The 16,287-nt window shown below is 67.2% G+C and carries 18 protein-coding genes and 1 pseudogene; 12 read left to right on the forward strand and 7 right to left on the reverse strand.

Annotated features, from left to right (window positions below):
• Positions 1-140 precede the first annotated feature (140 nt).
• Complete coding sequence (locus FDZ84_RS30205) at positions 141-1,085, reverse strand: IS630 family transposase (RefSeq protein WP_256413590.1); 945 nt, start codon at positions 1,083-1,085, stop codon at positions 141-143.
• A 413-nt stretch (positions 1,086-1,498) separates the two neighbouring features.
• Here FDZ84_RS30205 and FDZ84_RS30210 point away from each other — a divergent pair, with 413 nt between their 5' ends.
• On the forward strand, positions 1,499-1,774 hold the full coding sequence (locus tag FDZ84_RS30210) for a GlsB/YeaQ/YmgE family stress response membrane protein (RefSeq protein WP_168588640.1): 276 nt from the start codon (positions 1,499-1,501) through the stop codon (positions 1,772-1,774).
• Between the two features lie 511 nt (positions 1,775-2,285).
• On the opposite strand, the gene FDZ84_RS30215 is transcribed toward FDZ84_RS30210, so the two are convergent.
• The 4 genes from FDZ84_RS30215 to FDZ84_RS30230 form a co-directional block, all read right to left on the reverse strand.
• Positions 2,286-2,516 carry a hypothetical protein gene (locus FDZ84_RS30215; RefSeq protein WP_168588641.1) on the reverse strand — a complete coding sequence of 77 codons (231 nt, stop codon included), beginning with the start codon at positions 2,514-2,516 and terminating at the stop codon, positions 2,286-2,288.
• 640 nt (positions 2,517-3,156) lie between these two features.
• Positions 3,157-3,675, reverse strand: coding sequence for an ISAs1 family transposase (locus FDZ84_RS30220; RefSeq protein WP_168588642.1), 519 nt, complete (start codon positions 3,673-3,675; stop codon positions 3,157-3,159).
• Positions 3,608-4,204, reverse strand: coding sequence for a transposase family protein (locus tag FDZ84_RS30225; RefSeq protein ID WP_168588643.1), 597 nt, complete (start codon positions 4,202-4,204; stop codon positions 3,608-3,610). The genes FDZ84_RS30220 and FDZ84_RS30225 overlap by 68 nt, the downstream gene beginning before the upstream one ends.
• Positions 4,205-4,553: 349 nt before the next feature.
• Positions 4,554-5,783: an IS256 family transposase gene (locus FDZ84_RS30230; RefSeq protein ID WP_168590352.1), complete on the reverse strand. Its 1,230-nt coding sequence runs from the start codon at positions 5,781-5,783 to the stop codon at positions 4,554-4,556.
• A 772-nt stretch (positions 5,784-6,555) separates the two neighbouring features.
• On the opposite strand from FDZ84_RS30230, the gene FDZ84_RS30235 reads away from it, so the two are divergent.
• The 8 genes from FDZ84_RS30235 (at position 6,556) to FDZ84_RS30270 (ending at position 10,565) form a co-directional block, all read left to right on the forward strand.
• Positions 6,556-7,113 carry an RNA polymerase sigma factor gene (locus FDZ84_RS30235; RefSeq protein ID WP_210435212.1) on the forward strand — a complete coding sequence of 186 codons (558 nt, stop codon included), beginning with the start codon at positions 6,556-6,558 and terminating at the stop codon, positions 7,111-7,113.
• The gene (locus FDZ84_RS30240) at positions 7,110-7,742 is read left to right on the forward strand and encodes an Asp23/Gls24 family envelope stress response protein (protein ID WP_168588644.1); all 633 of its coding nucleotides are present in this window, start codon (positions 7,110-7,112) and stop codon (positions 7,740-7,742) included. The genes FDZ84_RS30235 and FDZ84_RS30240 overlap by 4 nt, the downstream gene beginning before the upstream one ends.
• Before the next feature lie 254 nt (positions 7,743-7,996).
• The gene (locus FDZ84_RS30245; RefSeq protein ID WP_246868542.1) at positions 7,997-8,452 is read left to right on the forward strand and encodes an Asp23/Gls24 family envelope stress response protein; all 456 of its coding nucleotides are present in this window, start codon (positions 7,997-7,999) and stop codon (positions 8,450-8,452) included.
• Positions 8,449-8,787: an Asp23/Gls24 family envelope stress response protein gene (locus tag FDZ84_RS30250; protein WP_168588646.1), complete on the forward strand. Its 339-nt coding sequence runs from the start codon at positions 8,449-8,451 to the stop codon at positions 8,785-8,787. The genes FDZ84_RS30245 and FDZ84_RS30250 overlap by 4 nt, the downstream gene beginning before the upstream one ends.
• A 2-nt stretch (positions 8,788-8,789) precedes the next feature.
• Positions 8,790-8,978: a hypothetical protein gene (locus FDZ84_RS30255; protein ID WP_168588647.1), complete on the forward strand. Its 189-nt coding sequence runs from the start codon at positions 8,790-8,792 to the stop codon at positions 8,976-8,978.
• The gene (locus tag FDZ84_RS30260) at positions 8,975-9,451 is read left to right on the forward strand and encodes an Asp23/Gls24 family envelope stress response protein (RefSeq protein ID WP_168588648.1); all 477 of its coding nucleotides are present in this window, start codon (positions 8,975-8,977) and stop codon (positions 9,449-9,451) included. Before FDZ84_RS30255 ends, FDZ84_RS30260 begins: the two co-directional genes overlap by 4 nt.
• The gene (locus FDZ84_RS30265) at positions 9,448-9,993 is read left to right on the forward strand and encodes a DUF6286 domain-containing protein (protein WP_168588649.1); all 546 of its coding nucleotides are present in this window, start codon (positions 9,448-9,450) and stop codon (positions 9,991-9,993) included. Before FDZ84_RS30260 ends, FDZ84_RS30265 begins: the two co-directional genes overlap by 4 nt.
• Positions 9,993-10,565: an alkaline shock response membrane anchor protein AmaP gene (locus tag FDZ84_RS30270; protein WP_168588650.1), complete on the forward strand. Its 573-nt coding sequence runs from the start codon at positions 9,993-9,995 to the stop codon at positions 10,563-10,565. The genes FDZ84_RS30265 and FDZ84_RS30270 overlap by 1 nt, the downstream gene beginning before the upstream one ends.
• Positions 10,566-10,917: 352 nt before the next feature.
• Here the strand turns inward: FDZ84_RS30270 and FDZ84_RS30275 are convergent, their stop codons facing one another.
• Positions 10,918-11,139: a hypothetical protein gene (locus FDZ84_RS30275; RefSeq protein ID WP_246868543.1), complete on the reverse strand. Its 222-nt coding sequence runs from the start codon at positions 11,137-11,139 to the stop codon at positions 10,918-10,920.
• Positions 11,140-11,171: 32 nt separating this feature from the next.
• Positions 11,172-11,408, reverse strand: a pseudogene (locus FDZ84_RS41155) (Tn3 family transposase); the annotation flags it as partial.
• A 643-nt stretch (positions 11,409-12,051) separates the two neighbouring features.
• Here FDZ84_RS41155 and FDZ84_RS30285 point away from each other — a divergent pair.
• The 3 genes from FDZ84_RS30285 to FDZ84_RS30300 are packed head-to-tail and all read left to right on the forward strand — an operon-like array spanning position 12,052 to position 16,282.
• The gene (locus tag FDZ84_RS30285; RefSeq protein ID WP_246868544.1) at positions 12,052-13,218 is read left to right on the forward strand and encodes a tyrosine-type recombinase/integrase; all 1,167 of its coding nucleotides are present in this window, start codon (positions 12,052-12,054) and stop codon (positions 13,216-13,218) included.
• Positions 13,215-15,704: a tyrosine-type recombinase/integrase gene (locus FDZ84_RS38175; RefSeq protein ID WP_210435213.1), complete on the forward strand. Its 2,490-nt coding sequence runs from the start codon at positions 13,215-13,217 to the stop codon at positions 15,702-15,704. Before FDZ84_RS30285 ends, FDZ84_RS38175 begins: the two co-directional genes overlap by 4 nt.
• Positions 15,705-15,760: 56 nt before the next feature.
• Positions 15,761-16,282: a hypothetical protein gene (locus FDZ84_RS30300; protein ID WP_168588652.1), complete on the forward strand. Its 522-nt coding sequence runs from the start codon at positions 15,761-15,763 to the stop codon at positions 16,280-16,282.
• Positions 16,283-16,287 lie beyond the last annotated feature (5 nt).

Raw genomic sequence — 16,287 nt, forward strand, 5'->3', positions numbered from 1 at the left:
TGCACCCACACCCACGTTATTGATCTGGGTGGCAAATGTGTGATGTCAGGCGGCGTAGCGGACTTCGGGTTTGCCGAAGTAGGAGCGAGCTCGGTCGGGCAGCTTCTGGAGGCGGTGGAGGAAGGAGCGTACCGCTTGTTTCAACTCGTCGCGGGTTTCGGGGCTGTGCTGGTGGACATGGTGCGTTTGAGGTCGGCATTGAGTATCTCGTCGGGGTTGAGTTCGGGGCTGTATCCGGGCAGGAAGTGCATCTCGATCGCCTCAGCGTGCTTGGTGATCCATTGCTGGATGGTCTTGCGGCGGTGGACGGGGTGTCCGTCGACGATCAGGTGGACCTTGCGGTCCAGATGGCGGGTCAGCCGGTCCAGGAACGGCAGGAACACCTTGCCGTTGAACGAGCCGGTGTAGACGGTGAAGTACAGCTCGCCTTTGTTCCCGATCGCGCACATGGCGTTCACGCTGAACCGTTTCCCCGTTTTGCCCACCACCGGTGTCTGGCCCGCCGGTGCCCAGGTGCGGGCCACGGTGGCGTCGGAGCGGATCCCGGTCTGGTCCAGCCACAGGATCAGTGCGCCCTCGCGGCGGGCGCGGGCGGCGATGGCCGGGTAGTCCTCCTCCAGCCATCGGCGTACGGACTCGGGGTCCTGTTCGTAGGCCTTGCGGATCGGTTTCTGCGGCGACAATCCCCAGGAACGCAGGTAGTTGCCGACGGTGCGCAGGTTCAACACGATGCCGTGGCGCACCCGGATCAGCTCGGCCACTGTCTTGCGGGTCCACACCAGGCCGGTCAGCCCGAACGTGGCCGGGGTGTGCTCGGCCACCGCATACCGCAGCTTGCGCTGCTGGCGGGCACTCAACGCTTTCTGCTCGCCGGGTTTGCGACCCCGGCGACGCCCGGTGAGACCCTTCGAGCCGCGTTTCCGCCACGCCTGCACCCATCTGGACACCGACTGCGGGGCCACCGCGAACACCCGGGCCGCCTCGACCTGCGTCATCCCACCATGAACAGCAGCGACCACCCTGCGCCGCAAATCCTCCTGCGCCTCAGGCGATAACCTCCGCGTGTCCCGCACACCAGCGATCATGCCAGAACAACGAAGATCACACCTATAAGTTCCCGATCAATAAGCGGCCGCACAAATCGAAGCGACCACGAACCACGGCAGCTCAAACGCCGTTGAGCGGCGGCTCCGCGGCTGGCTTCGGCTTTTCGTCGCCCTGTTGGGCGCGAAAGCGGTAGCTGCGCTGGCTCGCGATGGGAGACGTCGGCTCACGACAACGGGCGCTGCGCAGCGCAGTAGTCGCGCCCTCCCGAGTACCGATGCTGTGATCTTCCGTTTCGTTGATCACTTCGACGAAGCGATGGTTCCCAGCGGTGAGGCTGGAGCGGAGTGAACTGCATTGACGCGATCGATAGAAGGGGTGCATTATGAACCTGTTAAACATGTTTCTGCCGTGCGCTCAACGGGTCGACGGAGCGCAACGGAAGGAGTGAGGCATGGGTATTCTCAGTTGGATCCTGTTCGGCCTCATCGCCGGCGTGATTGCGAAGTTCATCCTGCCCGGCAAGGATCCGGGCGGCATCATCCTCACCATCCTCATCGGCATCGCTGGAGGCCTGCTCGGGGGCTGGCTGGGCAGTTCTGTTTTCGGCAGCACCGGGGTCTCGGGGTTCAACCTGATGAGTTTCGTGTGGGCGGTGGTCGGGGCGCTGATCCTGTTGGTCATTTACCGGCTGGTCTTCCACAAAGGCTCGAGGCTGACTCGGGGCTGACGCCAAATATCTCGGGGATGTCAGGGCCATCTAATTAGTTGCCGCAAGGCAACGACGAGGCGGCAAGCTTTGCTGCTTTGGACGTACCTGTTGGATCATCACCAACTAAGTAAGGACACGTTGGATCGGTCAGATCGAGGCCGGTGCGATTAGTTTCGTCCATATTAGATGATCGTGCGCAACGGTTGGTTTCTGTGTGTGTGTGGGGTGTCTACGTCCAAGTGCACGGCCCCCACATTGCTTGGCGCGCTACTCCTTGCTCGCCCACAACGCCGCTCTGGATGTAATCGCTTTGCGCGGGTGCCGATCAGCTGACGAGGTCTTCCCGCCTGAGGATGCCATCCCGGCAAAAAGGGACGACGCACTGCCCGCGACAAACGAGAACGCCCGAGGCGCCTGAAGATCTCCCAAAATCGTGACTAGCGCTGGTAGAACGTGGTGATCCTGCCCAGCAGGCATTCAATCCTAGCCACATGCCAACTGTTGATCTCACAGGCGGGAGTGGCCGCCGTCACTGCCGCTGCTCGAGCCGGACCACAGGTGCGACCCAGCCGTCATCGGCCATGGTCCATTCGCTACTTCGGGACCAGCCAGCGGATCGCAATGCGCTGTCGGCCTGCTCCGGCTCGGATGCTGCCCCCGGCAGCTGCAACTCTGTGACGGCACCGCCTCGGTCATCCCTGATGATGACTACCGGGCTGGTCTCGTCGCCGACTGCCTTGAAATGCGCGGTATTGGTCATCTCTGTCTCCGTGTTCCTCAATTCTACAGACAACCTGGAGATGCCCGGCTGGTCAGGCGTGTGCAAGGTTGACCTGTCCGGTTTAGGTAGTTTCGGATAGGGAGGTGGGTGGCAGGTTGGCCAGGTGGGTGGCAGGTTGGCCAGGTGGTGGACCGTTTCGATACCGGCGGCTTTGCCGTTCGGGCGGCGCCAGCGCCATATCCAGATGCCCTGCCGAGCCCCGAGCAGATCGGTTCGCAGGTTTCCGTCCAGAACAAGGACCTTTCAGGCTGCGGGCCCTGGCACGTCCGTGCCCGCCCACGATTTCCATTGAAATTGCGGAGGTTGTCCACAGGCATCGGCGTGTCGGGGTGCGACACGCCGACGGTCCGCAAGTTCCATTGAAATCGAAGGTTCGATTTCAATGGAACTTGCGGGTTCTCTCCGCCGAGGCGGACTCGATGAACGTCTTCGCATCGGCGGTCACCGCCAGCACCGCCAGGGCCGGCAGCAACGGCAACCCATACAGGATTCCCCGCCCACCGCCTCCAGAGCCCGCCAGAGACCGTCCACACGACCCCGCAAGGACTCGACTGTGACGGTGGGCCGGTCAAGCACAACCCGAATCAGGCAGGGCGTGTGCAAGGTTAACCTGTCCGGTTTAGGTGGTTTCGGGTAGTAGGTCCAGGAGTCGTTCGGGTTTGCGGTTGCCGGCGCGGAGGGCGGGTTGGATGCCGGTGGCTCCGTTTTGGCGGTGCAGGGTGATTGCGGTGTTGCGTAAGACGGCGAGGTTCTGGGGTGCGTTGCCGGTGCGGGCCCGGTGGTGGTCCTCGTTGAAGGCGACGTCACGAACGAGGTGGAGTCTTCCCTCGATGCCCCAGTGCCCGCGGATGAGCCTGGCCAGGTCATCAGGTCCGGCGGTGGCCGGTGGCAGGTTGGTCAGGTAATGCACCGTTTCGATGCTGGCGGGTTTGCCGTTCGGCCGGCGCCAGCGCCGGACCTGGACGGCCTGCCGGGCGTTGAGCGACTCTGATCGCAGATCGTCGTCCAGGATCAGGACTTTCAGGCTGCGGGTCTCGGCCCGCCCGTGCCCGCGACTGCGATCGTGGGTGTCAAGTCGGGCGTTGTTCCAGGGCAGGGTTGTCAGCCTCCGGTGCAGGCGGGGGCGGTTGCCCTTCACCGGCAGGAGCCACATTCTCATCACCGGCCTGGACCGCGGTCTGGCCAACAACTTCACCGCGGGAGTTCATCGCGGCCACGACCTGGGTTTGGGGCATGTCGGTCTGCCCGGTGGTCGCGGCCCGCATCGTCTTGCCGTCGACAGCGACCGCCTCAGCGGGCTTGTACTCCTGCATCGTCCAGCCGGATAAGGCCTGGTCAAGCTCGTCGTGATCGACTTTGGCCAGGACCCGGGAGAAGGTCCAGTTCGACGGCGTGCCCGACCACGAACACACGCCGAGTTCGGCCGGCAACCGGGTTGGCAGATCCGCGGAATTCTCGGCGATCTCGAGGAAGGTCTTCGCTCCGGCGGCCACGGCCAGGACCGCCAGGGCCAGCAGCAACGGCAGCCGATACCGCAGGCCGCGGGCTTTGCGGGGATCAGTCACCGTTTCCAGGGCCTGCCACAGGCCGTCGATACGGCTCTGCAGGGACTCCACGGTGAGGGTGGGCTGGTTCAGCACAGTCAGGATCGGGGAGGATGAGGACACGAGGGCGCGGCTTTCGGGTAGAACATCACGGACTAGACACCCCGATGATCTCCCATCAAGGCCGCGCCCTCGTGCCGCGTGTCCAGCCTGCTCAGAAACCCGCCGCAGCCCTCAGATCAACCTTGCACACGCCCTGCCGAATCAGGGAAGCCAAGAACACAAGAGCGCGGCTCCTGGATAGACCGTCACGGCTTGGACAACCCGATGATCTCCCACCGGAAACCGCGCCCTCATCTCGCGTCCCACCTGGACAGAAACCCGCCGCAACCCTCAGATCAACCTTGCACACGCCCTGCCCGGCTGGTAAGGCGGGGCTGTCAAGTTTTCGGTGTAACTGTTGTTTTCGGTTTTATCGGCGTCCGGCGGACAGGCGTCCGTCGAAGGTGATCTCGAAGGCGTTGAGGGCCTTCTTCCAGCGGTTGGACCAGCGCTTGCGGCCCGTCCCGGTGGGATCAAGACTCATGATTGCGAGATAGACGCACTTCAAGGCAGCCTGCTCGCTGGGGAAGTGGCCGCGAGCGTTCACCGCGCGGCGGATGCGCGCGTTGATGCTCTCGATGGCGTTGGTCGTGCAGATGATCGTGCGGATCTCGGTGTCGAACTGCAAAAACGGCACGAACTCCGCCCACGCGTTGGTCCACAGCCGCACGATCGCCGGGTACCGGGACTCCCACTTCTCGCTGAACTCGGCGAACCGGTCCAGCGCCGCCTGCTCGCTGGGTGCGGTGTAGACCGGCTTGAGGTCCTTGGCGATCGCGCTCCAGTCCTTACGGGAGGCATAACGGAAACTGTTGCGCAGCAAGTGAACGATGCACGTCTGCACGATCGTCTGCGGCCACACCTGCGCGATGGCGTCGGGCAGGCCCTTCAGCCCGTCGCAGACCACGATGCAGCAGTCGGCGGTACCCCTGTTCTTGATCTCGGATAACACCCGAAGCCAGTACTTGGCGCCCTCCCCGTCGCCGTGCTCGCCGGCCCACAGCCCAAGGACGTCGCGGGTGCCGTCCACGGTCACCGCGAGCGCGACGTAGACCGGCCGGTTGGCCACGTTACCCTCGCGGATCTTGACGTGAATGCAGTCGATGAAGATCACCGGATAGACCGGGTCCAACGGCCGGTTCTGCCACTCGGCCATCCCGTCCATCACCCGGTCGGTGATCGTGGAGATCGTCTGCTTGGACACCTCGGCCCCGTAGATCTCGGCCAGGTGAGCCGAGATCTCGCCGTGTGTCAACCCCTTGGCGGACAACGAGATCACCAAATCGTCCACCCCGGACAGGCGGCGCTGCCGCTTCTTCACGATCGCCGGCTCGAAACTCCCGTCACGATCCCGCGGCACGCTGATTCCCACCGGACCGGCCTCGGTCAGCACCGTCTTGGCCCGTGTGCCGTTACGCGAGTTGCCGCCGTCGCGGCCAACCGGGTCGTGCTTGCCGTAGCCGAGATGATCATCCATCTCGCCGGCTAGCGCGGCCTCGGTGACCAGCTTGGTCAGCCGGCCCAGCAGCCCACCCTCACCAGTCAGCCGCAGCCCTTCGGCACGGGCCCGATCGGCCAGCTGCTGGATCTGCTCATCCATCACCGCCAGGTCTGCCGCGGCGGCCTCGCTGGCCTGCTCGGTCTTCACCTCAGTCACTGGTGCCTCCTACATCTCAGGAGTTACACCGTTAAAATTACAGTCCCGGTAAGGCGAAGGTCGTCGTGTACTTGCCGATGCCGCATGCGCGGCTACGACTCCTTGACGATGGTGACCCGGGCCGTTTCTGGTGGCGGTGCCCGTTCGGGTAGTTGCACGCTGCTGCCTTGTTCAACGCGATCATTCACACCCCCATCCACGCTGGTTGTCGCGCGTGACGCGTCAGACTCCGCCAGAAGAGTCGCTTGCCATCGGTCAGGCATTACGCCCCCGACAGATCGTGCACTCGACCTGGTTCTTTCCGTCGGTGTTCTCTTGGGAGCGGGTGGAAGCCGATGCCTCGAAGCCGGCAGGAGGCCGGAAACTGGGACGTAAGGCTCCTGTGGTCGCAGACGTACGGTGTCCGGGAAGATGACTGGTCGGCGGCCGCATGCTGCAGCCGGACGTCGGCAAGGGCAGAGATGCGCGCTTACCGAGACCGGAATCTGAAGTGCCTTGGGCGGCCCCCGGTTGTGGATCATTTCGAGCGGTTCGTTAGCGGAGCACCTGTATGGGTATGGCGTGAGTTGGGCAGCTTGTGGTGCCCAGGGGATGGGCATCGGCCGGGGTGAAGCGAACTTCTGGTGTGCGTCATGGAGTCGGGGGCCGTGCGGTGGTGAGCGAGGGCCTGGGGCGACGTAGTCGGGCGGGGCGTCCTCCCGGCTCGGGGTGGTCTGTGGCGGCGTTGTCGTCCCGGGACGAGGAGGCGGACCTGTGGCTGGTGGGCAAGGCGCGCGGTGGTGATCTCGAGGCGTTCGAGGTACTTCTGCGTCGTCATCAGGGCCGGATCTACCGGATCGCGCTGCGCATGCTGGGCAACCATCAGGATGCCGAGGACGTCGTGCAGGAGGTTTTCATCCAGCTGTGGACGGCGTTAGCGGGTTTTGCTGGGACCAGTGCGTTCACGACGTGGCTTTATCGCATCGTCGTGAACCGGTGTTTGAATCACCGGCGTTCCCGGAATCCGGGAGTTTTCTCATTGGATGCCGAGTGCCTGACGCCGGTTGCGGCCGGTGCGGAGGATGTCGCGATGGCCCGCGAGCGCGTTCGCGCCGTGTATGCCGCGATCGACGATCTCGTACCTCAGCAGCGAAGCGTGCTGGTGTTGTGTCAATTGGAAGGATTGAGTTATCGGGAGACTGCGGTGGTTCTGGGCATTTCCGAGGCGGCGGTGCGGAGTCGGCTGTCGCGAGCGCGCCGCGTCGTGCTGGATCGTATGGAGGGCTGGACATGACGACTGGTCACGGTTCCCGGTACCGCTTCGGTGAACGGTTGCCGTGTGGAGCGGTTGTGGAGGACGTGCTCGCACAGGTCGCGGACGGACATGCGGCCCGCCGCAACAGCCATCAGGCCGGATGCCCGCATTGCCAGGCCGCGCTGGCGGAGTATGACCGGTTGTGGGCCCCGGTTCGCGAGGTCGCGGATGTGGCGGTGCGCCCGCCGGAATCGCCGCTGCAGGCCGCCCTGAGACGAATCCGCGGGACGGTCCACAACCCAACCTATGGAGTGCTGGCTGATGACGACGGGCAGACCCGGATCGCGGCCCGGGTCGTGGTGGTCACGGCCCGGGAGGCGGCTCAAGACGTCCCGGGAGTGCGGGTCGCCTTGAGCCGCCTACACCGGCCCGGTGGCGGCTCGGTAGGCCAGGAGAACGCGGTGCGAGTCGGCATGGCTGGCCAGAGCACGGCGATCGTGCTCACTGTGGCCGCAACTTACGGCACGGATCTGTACGAACTTGCGGAGCGCATCCGTATTGCGGTCGATGAACAGGTGCGCGCGGTGACGGGGCTGGAACCCGTGGCCATCACTATCGACATCGACGACGTGTTCGCAGCGCACAGCGACATCGCCCTCTCCGACTAATTAGGCGACCGGTGATGCTCCCTACGGCCGGGTGTGCGAGGGCCCCGGCTGTTCGCGGTATCGCTTCACCGCACGTCCCCCATTCGGGGGGCATTGGGTTTGGGGTCGTGAGGAATCGGCGCGGGCACGTGTCCTACGAGAGCAAGTGCCGTTAGCGCCGCGACACGCGGTGAACTCGGCCTTGTCCGATCGTGAGGGAGAACCGGGCCATGACTACACCGACTGGTCAGCAACAGAGTCAAGGCTCGCAGGCCGTGAGTTCTGCCCCGGCGACGCCGTCGCCGCGCAGCCCGGCCGTGGGCGAGTCGCAGCTGGAGAGCAGCCAGGGCAAGACCACCGTCGCCGATGTGGTCGTGTCGAAAATCGCCGGGATGGCGGCCCGCGACGTTTCCGGGGTGCACGGTTTCGGGAGTGGGACTACCCGGGCTATCGGAGCGTTGCGTGAACGCATCCCCGGGGCGCGCGCCTCGTCCACGCAGGGCGTGACGGTCGAGGTCGGAGAAAAGCAGGCCGCGATCGATCTCGTCCTCGTCGTCGAGTACGGCGTGGCGATCGCTGAGCTGGCCCGGGGAGTACGCCGCAACGTCATCGGCGGCATCGAACAGATGACTGGCCTGGAGGTCGTGGAGGTCAACATTCACGTCACCGACCTGCACCTTCCCGGTGACGACACCGGCGAGCAGTCATCGACGACCGGGCGCGTGGAATGAGCACCCCAGCTCTGATGGGTGAGGTGGCCCGCAGAGCCGATGCCGTTGCCACGGCTGTGGCCGGGTGTCCGCTCGTGGCCGGGTTGCACGGCGGCCGGTACGGCCACATCGCCACCTACCTGCCCGGGCGCCGCGTTGCCGGCATCCGCTTGACCGAGACCGGGCTGGACGTCCACGTCGTGGCCCGCTTCCCCGCTTCGGTGGCCGAGGTCGCCGACCAGGTCCGCGCGGCCGTCACCCCCTACGCGGGTGGCCTGCCAGTCACGGTCGTCATCGAAGATCTCGAACTTCCCGGACAGCACCAGCTCCGGGACAACCAGACCCAGGAGTGCTGATCATGAACGCCACCCTCATCTGCCTGGCCGTGGGCCTCGTGCTGGGCCTGGCCGGCGCGTTCGGCGGGTTCTCCGCCTTTGCCATCGTGGCCATCCTCGGCGCCCTGGGATTCGGGGTCGGACGTTACCTTGACGGTCACCTCGATCTGGCTGACCTCTTCAGCAGCGAACGCGAGCGAGCCCACCGATGAACCCGTCGACCGTCGCGGGGCCGGGCGCGACAGCCCCCCACCCCAGAACCGCACCCGCAGAGGAGACGGTGTTCCACCCGGGTGCCCGCCACGCGGGCACCCGGGGCGGGCAGGTCCCACCGGAGGAGAGGGGCTCGACCACCCTCTCCGACCGGGTGATCGAGGCCATGGCTGCCCACATCATCGCCGAGGTCGACCAGGTCGGCGGGGCCGCCCGCCGGGTGTTCGGCGTGACCGCAGGCAGCGAGCACGCCGAACAGCAACCCCGGGTCACCGCTGAGGTGCACGGCAGTGTCTGCGCGTTGCGTGCACGCCTGTCGGTGTGCTATCCGGCCCCGGTCGCCCAGGTCACCGAAGAGGTACGCCAGCACCTCATCGACCGGATCGCAGTGTTGGCCGATGTGCGGGTGCGCACCGTGGACATCACCGTCACCGCGCTATACCGGCCGGCCGTTCGTCGGGAGGTCCGATGATTCGCCGACCCCGCCGCAGCGTGCCCGCCACCGTGGTTGCCGTGGTGCTGCTGGCTCTGGTGGTGCTCGCCGCCACCGCCGCCATCCAGCACCTGCTCGGATACGACCCGATCGTGTCGCCGCAGGCCCTGGCCGCCCCCGTGGTGGGCCGCGCGTGGAACGACCCCGTCATCATCATCGCCGGCGTCATCGCCACCCTGTTCGGACTGATCCTGCTCGCCACCGCGCTTCGGCCTGGAACGCCCACCGTCCTGCCTCTGGCCGACGACCCAGGCACCGGGCGTGAACACACCGACACCGGGGTCTCCCGCCGAAGCCTGCGCAGGGACCTCACCTCCATCGCCGCTGCGGCCGACGGAGTCAGCGCGGCCCGGCTCAAGGTCGGCCGACGCCGCATCACCGTCACCGTGCGCACCCCCGTCGCCGACACAGGCGGCATCCCCGAGCAGGTCCGCGGCCTGCTGGCCGACCGGCTCGACGACATCAATCCGGCGCGCCGGCCCGCGCTGCGCATCAAAACCTCCACGGAAAGGGGCAGCTGATGGCCAGCCCCAACCGGCCCGCTCGTCTCAACCGCATCCTGCTGGTGCTTATTGGTGTTGTGCTGCTGGCCGGCGGCGTGTGCATCCTGGCCAGCGCATTGGGTGCGATGCCTCTGCTGGCTCCCGAGGCTCCGGTTGTTTCCACCGTGCCACCGCTGGCGGGGTGGGTGCCGTGGGTGGTCGCCGTCGTGGCGGTGATCGTGGGGCTGTTGTGTCTGCGCTGGCTGCTGGCCCAGACTCTGCGCCGCGCGAAAACCGGCACCTGGCAGCTGAGCCAGAACCCCCGCAAAGGTCAGACCCGCCTCGACACCGATACCGCTGCCGCACCGCTGGTCGAGGAGATCGAGACCTACCCCGGGGTACACCGGGCCCGGGCCCGCCTGGCCGGCACCCGCGCTCACCCGGTGCTGCACCTGGCAGTGGTCACCGAGGACCGCGCCGACATTCGCCAGGTGCGCCACCGCATCGACGCCGAAGCCATCCCGCGGATGCGTCAAGCCCTCGAACTCGAGCACCTCGACTCCGACCTGCTGCTGCGCCTGGGGACCGCCCACAGCGCCCGCACCCACTGAAACCCTGACTACCGCGATGCTGACCTGACAGCCGTGGGCCACGGAGACCTGTGACCTCGGCGGCGGCCTGCTGGGGACAGGTCGCCGGCAGTGCGGCCTCAAGCCGGGGCGGGGTGGCCGCCGATGGGCTAGCTAGGTGTGACGCGCAGCAGGGCACCTTGCGGGGAAGCGATGGCCGGACCCGACCCGGAGCTGCTGGCGCAGGTCCGGCACCTGGTGAAGGTGGGGGCTGGTCTCGCCCCCGCCGCGGCCGCGGCGGACTTCGACGCGCTGGTGGGCATCCACGGGCAAAGGGCCGTGAATCAGGCCCTGCGCACGAACACCGCGGTTAGGCATCGTCGGGCACCGGAGCTCAAGTGCCCGCCGGGGGTATGGCGAGCCCTTCGGCCACCATCTGGTCCAGCACCCGACGGACACCCTCGGCATCGTCAACGCCTGCGAGGGTTGCCATGTCCTCGACCGGATACGGCGCACCGCCGTGGCTGGCGACCGCGCCCCGGATCGCTTCGAAGATCTCCAGGTCATGGGTCTGCTCGGCGATCGGCTCCAGCTGACCAGCGGGGTCTGCCCGCACCCTCTGGCGCGGGCAGACCCCGGGCCGTGCTCCTCACGCACCTCATAGCAGCCGTCGCGGAGCTCGGCGATGGCGGCGTCGAGGTAGCGGGTGTTGAACAGCACCAGCGCGTTGAGCACGAGTCCGAGGGCGCCGAGTTGGTCTTCCATGCCTTCGTAGTAGCGCTGGCGCAGTTCGCCGCGCTGGCCGTGGAAGATCCGCCGCGCGAGGGCGTGGCGGCTTTCTTGGAGGTTGGCCTGGGCTTCGATGTCGCGGCGGTAGCCGGTGTCGTCGACCAGCGGAGCGGGAGTCGGCTAAGGAGAAGCTGCGCACGCTACCCAAGCGGGGGAAGGGGCACGTCGCCGCCCACGCCGAGGCCAGCGCCGCGCGGGCCCGCCGCACCACCTACGGCCGGAGTCCGCGATGAACAGCCCGGGATCGATCGTGATCAGCTCTCGCGCACCGTGGGCCGACCTGCGGCAGCGCAAGCAGACCGTATACGACTCCATCGACGCCCAGCACCGGCGGAAAGGCTCGCTCTGATGGCTCGGTTCAAACGGCTCCCCTGGGCCGATCTCGACAATCTCACCCGAGACGAACTGATCCCCCGGCTGGAGGCCGAACAGGCGTACTGGGCACGTAATTCGCGTGATCACGGGCGCTGATCGCCACGCAGGCGAGGCGCATTTGGGCATATGAAAGGGCCTCCGCAGCTGCAGAGACCCTTACCGGAACGCCAGCCACCAGGTGAACGCCGCAGAGTTCTCCGATCCTCAGGCCTTCTCCAGGGGTTCCCAACCCGTTGCATGACGTCGCCCGAACCGGGTGATCTTGTCGGTGGTGCGGTGGTTCTCCGGGGGTGTGGTGCTCGTGGCTGGTAGTCGTTCACGTAACTGTCCACTTGAGAGTGAGAAACGCATGCGGGCATTCCCGGTGAGATTGCCGTCCGGCCAGCGGTATTGGACGGTGCTGGATGAGGATCTGCAGGTGGTGGCCGTCGCCGATGACTTTCTGCGGCAGCAGCGGTTCGGTCGCGACGGGGCGGAGTCCACGACGAAGGCGTATGCGCATGCGATCGCGTTGTTCCTGCGGTGGTGTGCCCGCACTGGGCGGTCCTGGCAGGCCGGTATCGAACACATGGCGTTGTTCATGACCTGGCTGGCTCATGCCGGGCCGGACACCTCGAGCGCCGAGGCGTCCGGTAGCGGTGGGGTGGTGTTCGCGGGTCCTGGCGCCGCGCCGGCGCGGTCCCCGTCACGGATCAACGCGATCCTGACCGCGGTGCGGGGCTTGGTGGTGCACGCGGTCGCCGCCGGGCAGGCCTCGGCTGGTTTGGTGTCGCTGCTCTATGAGGTGGCCGACGACCGTGATCTGCCGGAGGCCGCTCGGGATGCCGAAGGGCGGATGGCGTGGCGGCTGCGAGCGCGGCATCGGCTGCGGGAGCCGGAAACCACAGTCGATCGGGCCAGTGACGCCGAGATTGTCGCGCTGTTGCGGGCGTGCCGCTCGGCGCGGGACCGGCTGATCGTGTTGTTGATGGCTCGGGCAGGGCTGCGCCGTGGGGAGGTGTGCGGGCTGCGCCGCAGCGATGTCCACTTGCTGATGGACTCGCGTGCACTGGGGTGCGAGGTGACCCGGTCGCATCTGCACGTGGTGCGCCGGGAGGACAATCCGAACGGGGCATGGGCGAAGTCCCGCCGACAACGGACGGTGCCGCTGGATTTCCTTGTGGTGCAAGCCTTTGACACCTACGAGTTCGAACGCATGAAGGTGCCGGCAGCCCGGGGCAGCGACTTCGTGCTGGTCAACATCTTCCGTGGCCAGATCGGCGTGCCGATGCGTCCTGACGCGGTCGGGGAGCTGATGGCGGCGGCCTCCCGCCGGGCGGGGCTCGACGGGCCGGTCCGCGCGCACCAGCTGCGGCATGCCGCCGGCAGCAATATCGCGGATGCCGGCGCCGGGATCGACGTGGTCGCCGAGGTGTTGGGGCACGCTGCGGTCTCCTCGTCGAGTGTGTACGTGCATCCTGACCCCTCCCGGCTGCGGGCTGCGGTGGACGCAGTGCCCAGCCCACGCGAGCAGACGGGGGTGGGCCAGTGAGCACCGCCGTGGCGCGCGCCGTCGCGGTCGCCGGGGATGCGTGCGAGTTCCCGCACGTGCTGGGTGGGGTCGGGCTGGACGGCCCGGCGGCGCGCCTGGCCTCGATGGTGGAGCGCGACTTCCTGGATGAGGCGGGGTGGGATCCGGCAATGCAGGTGTTGTCTCCACCCGCGGAGCATCGGCTGCTGGGTCGGCGGGTCTGCCGGGCGCAGGGGTGTGAGGGCACCGCCCACAGCAGGTTCCGCGTGGTGTGTCACCGCTGTTCCACTCGGTTGACCGGGCTGGGGATGAGCGCCGAGGAGATCGCTGCTGCTGCGCAGCTGCCGGGAGAGCCTGCGCGGGCGGAGCGTTGCGCGGTGCCGGGATGCCAGTGCGTGCCGACGATGCGGCATGCGGTGTTGTGCGAACCGCATGCCAAGAAGTTCCGTGTCCGGCGGCCGCGGAGGTCGCTGGAGGAGTTCCTGGCCGATCCGCGGGTGCGACCTTTCCCGCCGATGCGGCCGTGCCAGGTGGCGGCGTGCACCCGGGCGGCGGACGGTGCGTGCGGCTACTGCAATACCCACTATCAGCGCTGGCGCGCGGCCCAGGGAAGCGACCCCGAGCTGGATCAGCGGGTGTGGCAGGCCATCGAATCGGGTGTGGCCGAGCCTGGGCAAGTGAACCTGCGAGCGCTGCCGGTGCGGGTGGTCGTGGAGGTGCTGTTCGGCATCCAGCAGCGTGTCCGTGGCGGGGCGCAGATCCCGCAGGGGAGTTTGCGGGTGCTCTGCGACACGCTGCGCCGTCAACAGGTCGGCTCGATCGAGAACGGTGAGGTTGTCCGCGATAAGCCGGTTCGGGTGTTGCTCACCGCGCTGACCCAGCATGTTCGTCGCGCGCTGGCCGACCCCGGTGTCGAACAGGGCAAGGATGTCTGGGATTTGGCGATCTTCGGTCACCGCGGAACCCTGTCGTTCCTCGGGATCGGGCAGCCGTGGCTGCGCCGGGCCGTCAAGCGGTGGGCGGCCGAGCAACTGCCCCGTCACCGTGGCCGCGGCGCCGCCCGGGTCCGCAGCAAGGTCAACGCGCTGAGGCTGCTGTCGGAGTATCTCGGCTGCCGATCGGACCGTGGGGGCGATCCTGCCGCGCTGGGCCGCCGGGACGTCGAGGGGTTCCTCAATCGGCTGGCCTACCTGGAATCCAGCGATCAGATCAGCCGCTACCGCCGGAACTGCCTCTGCCGCGACGTGCGGGCGGTCCTGGCCGGGATTCGCGCCCTGGGCCTGACTCGGCCCGGTCAGCCCGCGGCGGGGCTGCCCGGCGATTTCGCCCTCGGGCGTAGTGACATCCCGGCCGAACCCGAGCGGGGTGAGCCCGGCCGGGACCTGCCGCCGGAGATCATGGCCACGTTGTGCGCCAACCTCGCCAACCTCGAGCCCGTCGATGCCAGGGTTGCCGCCCAGCTCGGTATCGACACCGGACGCAGGCCCGAAGACATCCTCGGCCTGCCGCTGGACTGCCTGGACCGCGATAAGGACGGTGGCCCCGTATTGGTCTATGACAACCATAAGGCCGACCGGCTGGGCCGGCGTCTGCCGATCAGCCAGGCCACCGCCGCGGTGATCACCGAGCAGCAAGACCGGGTTCGGGCCCGCTTCCCCTCTATCCCACCGGCCCGGCTGGTGCTGTTGCCCTCACCACGCCGTAATCCCGACGGGCGCACGGCGATCAGCATCGACATGCTGGACAACCGCCACCGCGAGTGGGTTGATGCGCTGCCGATGCTGCGCACCCGCGAGGGCGCCGAGTTCGACAAGACCAAGATCACTCCTTACGCCTGGCGGCATTCCTATGCCCAGCGCCATGCCGATGCAGGGGTGCCGATCGACGTGCTGGCGGAGCTACTTGATCATCGGGACTGGGGCGCGACTCGGCGTTACTACCGCATCGGGGAAGATCGGCGCCGCGCCGCCGTTGACGCGGTCACCGCGCTCAGCTTCGACCGGCACGGCAACCGGATCTGGCGTGACGCGCGGTCCTTTTTGGACTCTGAACATGCTCGCTACGCGATCGGGGAAGTTGCCGTGCCCTACGGGGCCTGCAGCGAACCATCCAACGTGCAGGCCGGGGGCGGAGCCTGCCCGGTGCGCTTTCGATGTGTTGGCTGTTCCCACTTCCGGACAACGGTTGCGCACCTGCCCGACCTACAGGCCTACCTCGACGATCTGTTGCACACCCGTGAGCGGTTGGCCGCCACCGTCGACGGGGTCGACGAGTGGGCCCGCCTCGACGCCACCCCCACGCAAGAGGAAATCACCCGGGTCCGGCAGCTGATCAACCGCATCAAGAGTGACCTCGCCGACCTGGACCAGACCGAGCAAGCCCGCATCGACGACGCGGTCGCGGTGGTGCGCCGTCACCGCGCCGCGCACGCCGTTCCCCTCGGCATGCCCACCGTCCGGACCGCCGCAGTCCCGGCGCCGACTACCACCGCGGAGGCCACCGCATGACCGCCACGACGAGCCAGCCAGTCAACACCATGCCGGCAAACAGGAGGACCCAAGCGATGCGCGACGGTCGTCACGCTGACACCGCACGTCGTCGACAACGCGTCCTGGCCGCCCTCGACCGCGCCGTCGCCGAGGGCTCCGAGCTCGGCGCATCCGCCATCGCCCGCGCCGCGGGCGTCGATCGCAGTTTTCTCTACCGACACCGTGACCTGCTGGAGAAGATCCACGCCGCCGACGCCGAGCCACCTGCCGCCGACAAGGGCACCGGGCCAGCGGTCACCCGGGCCTCGCTGCAGACCGATCTGCTCGCCGCGCACGAACGCGCCGCCCGCCTCTACACACGAATTCAACACTTCGAGAAGCGGCTCTCCGAGGCCCTCGGGCAGCAGGCCTGGCGCGAATCCGGACTCGGCACCCCAACCGACATCGACGCCCTCCACCAGCAGATCACCCACCTCGAACAACAGGTCGTCGACCTACGCCTGCAACTCGCCGAACGCGACGAGGACCTCGAAGCCGCCCGCACCGCCAACCGCGAACTCATGACCCGCCTCAACGCCCCCAACACCAACAGGTGAACAAC

This window comes from Saccharopolyspora sp. ASAGF58, assembly GCF_012277335.1.
GTDB lineage: Bacteria > Actinomycetota > Actinomycetes > Mycobacteriales > Pseudonocardiaceae > Saccharopolyspora > Saccharopolyspora hattusasensis.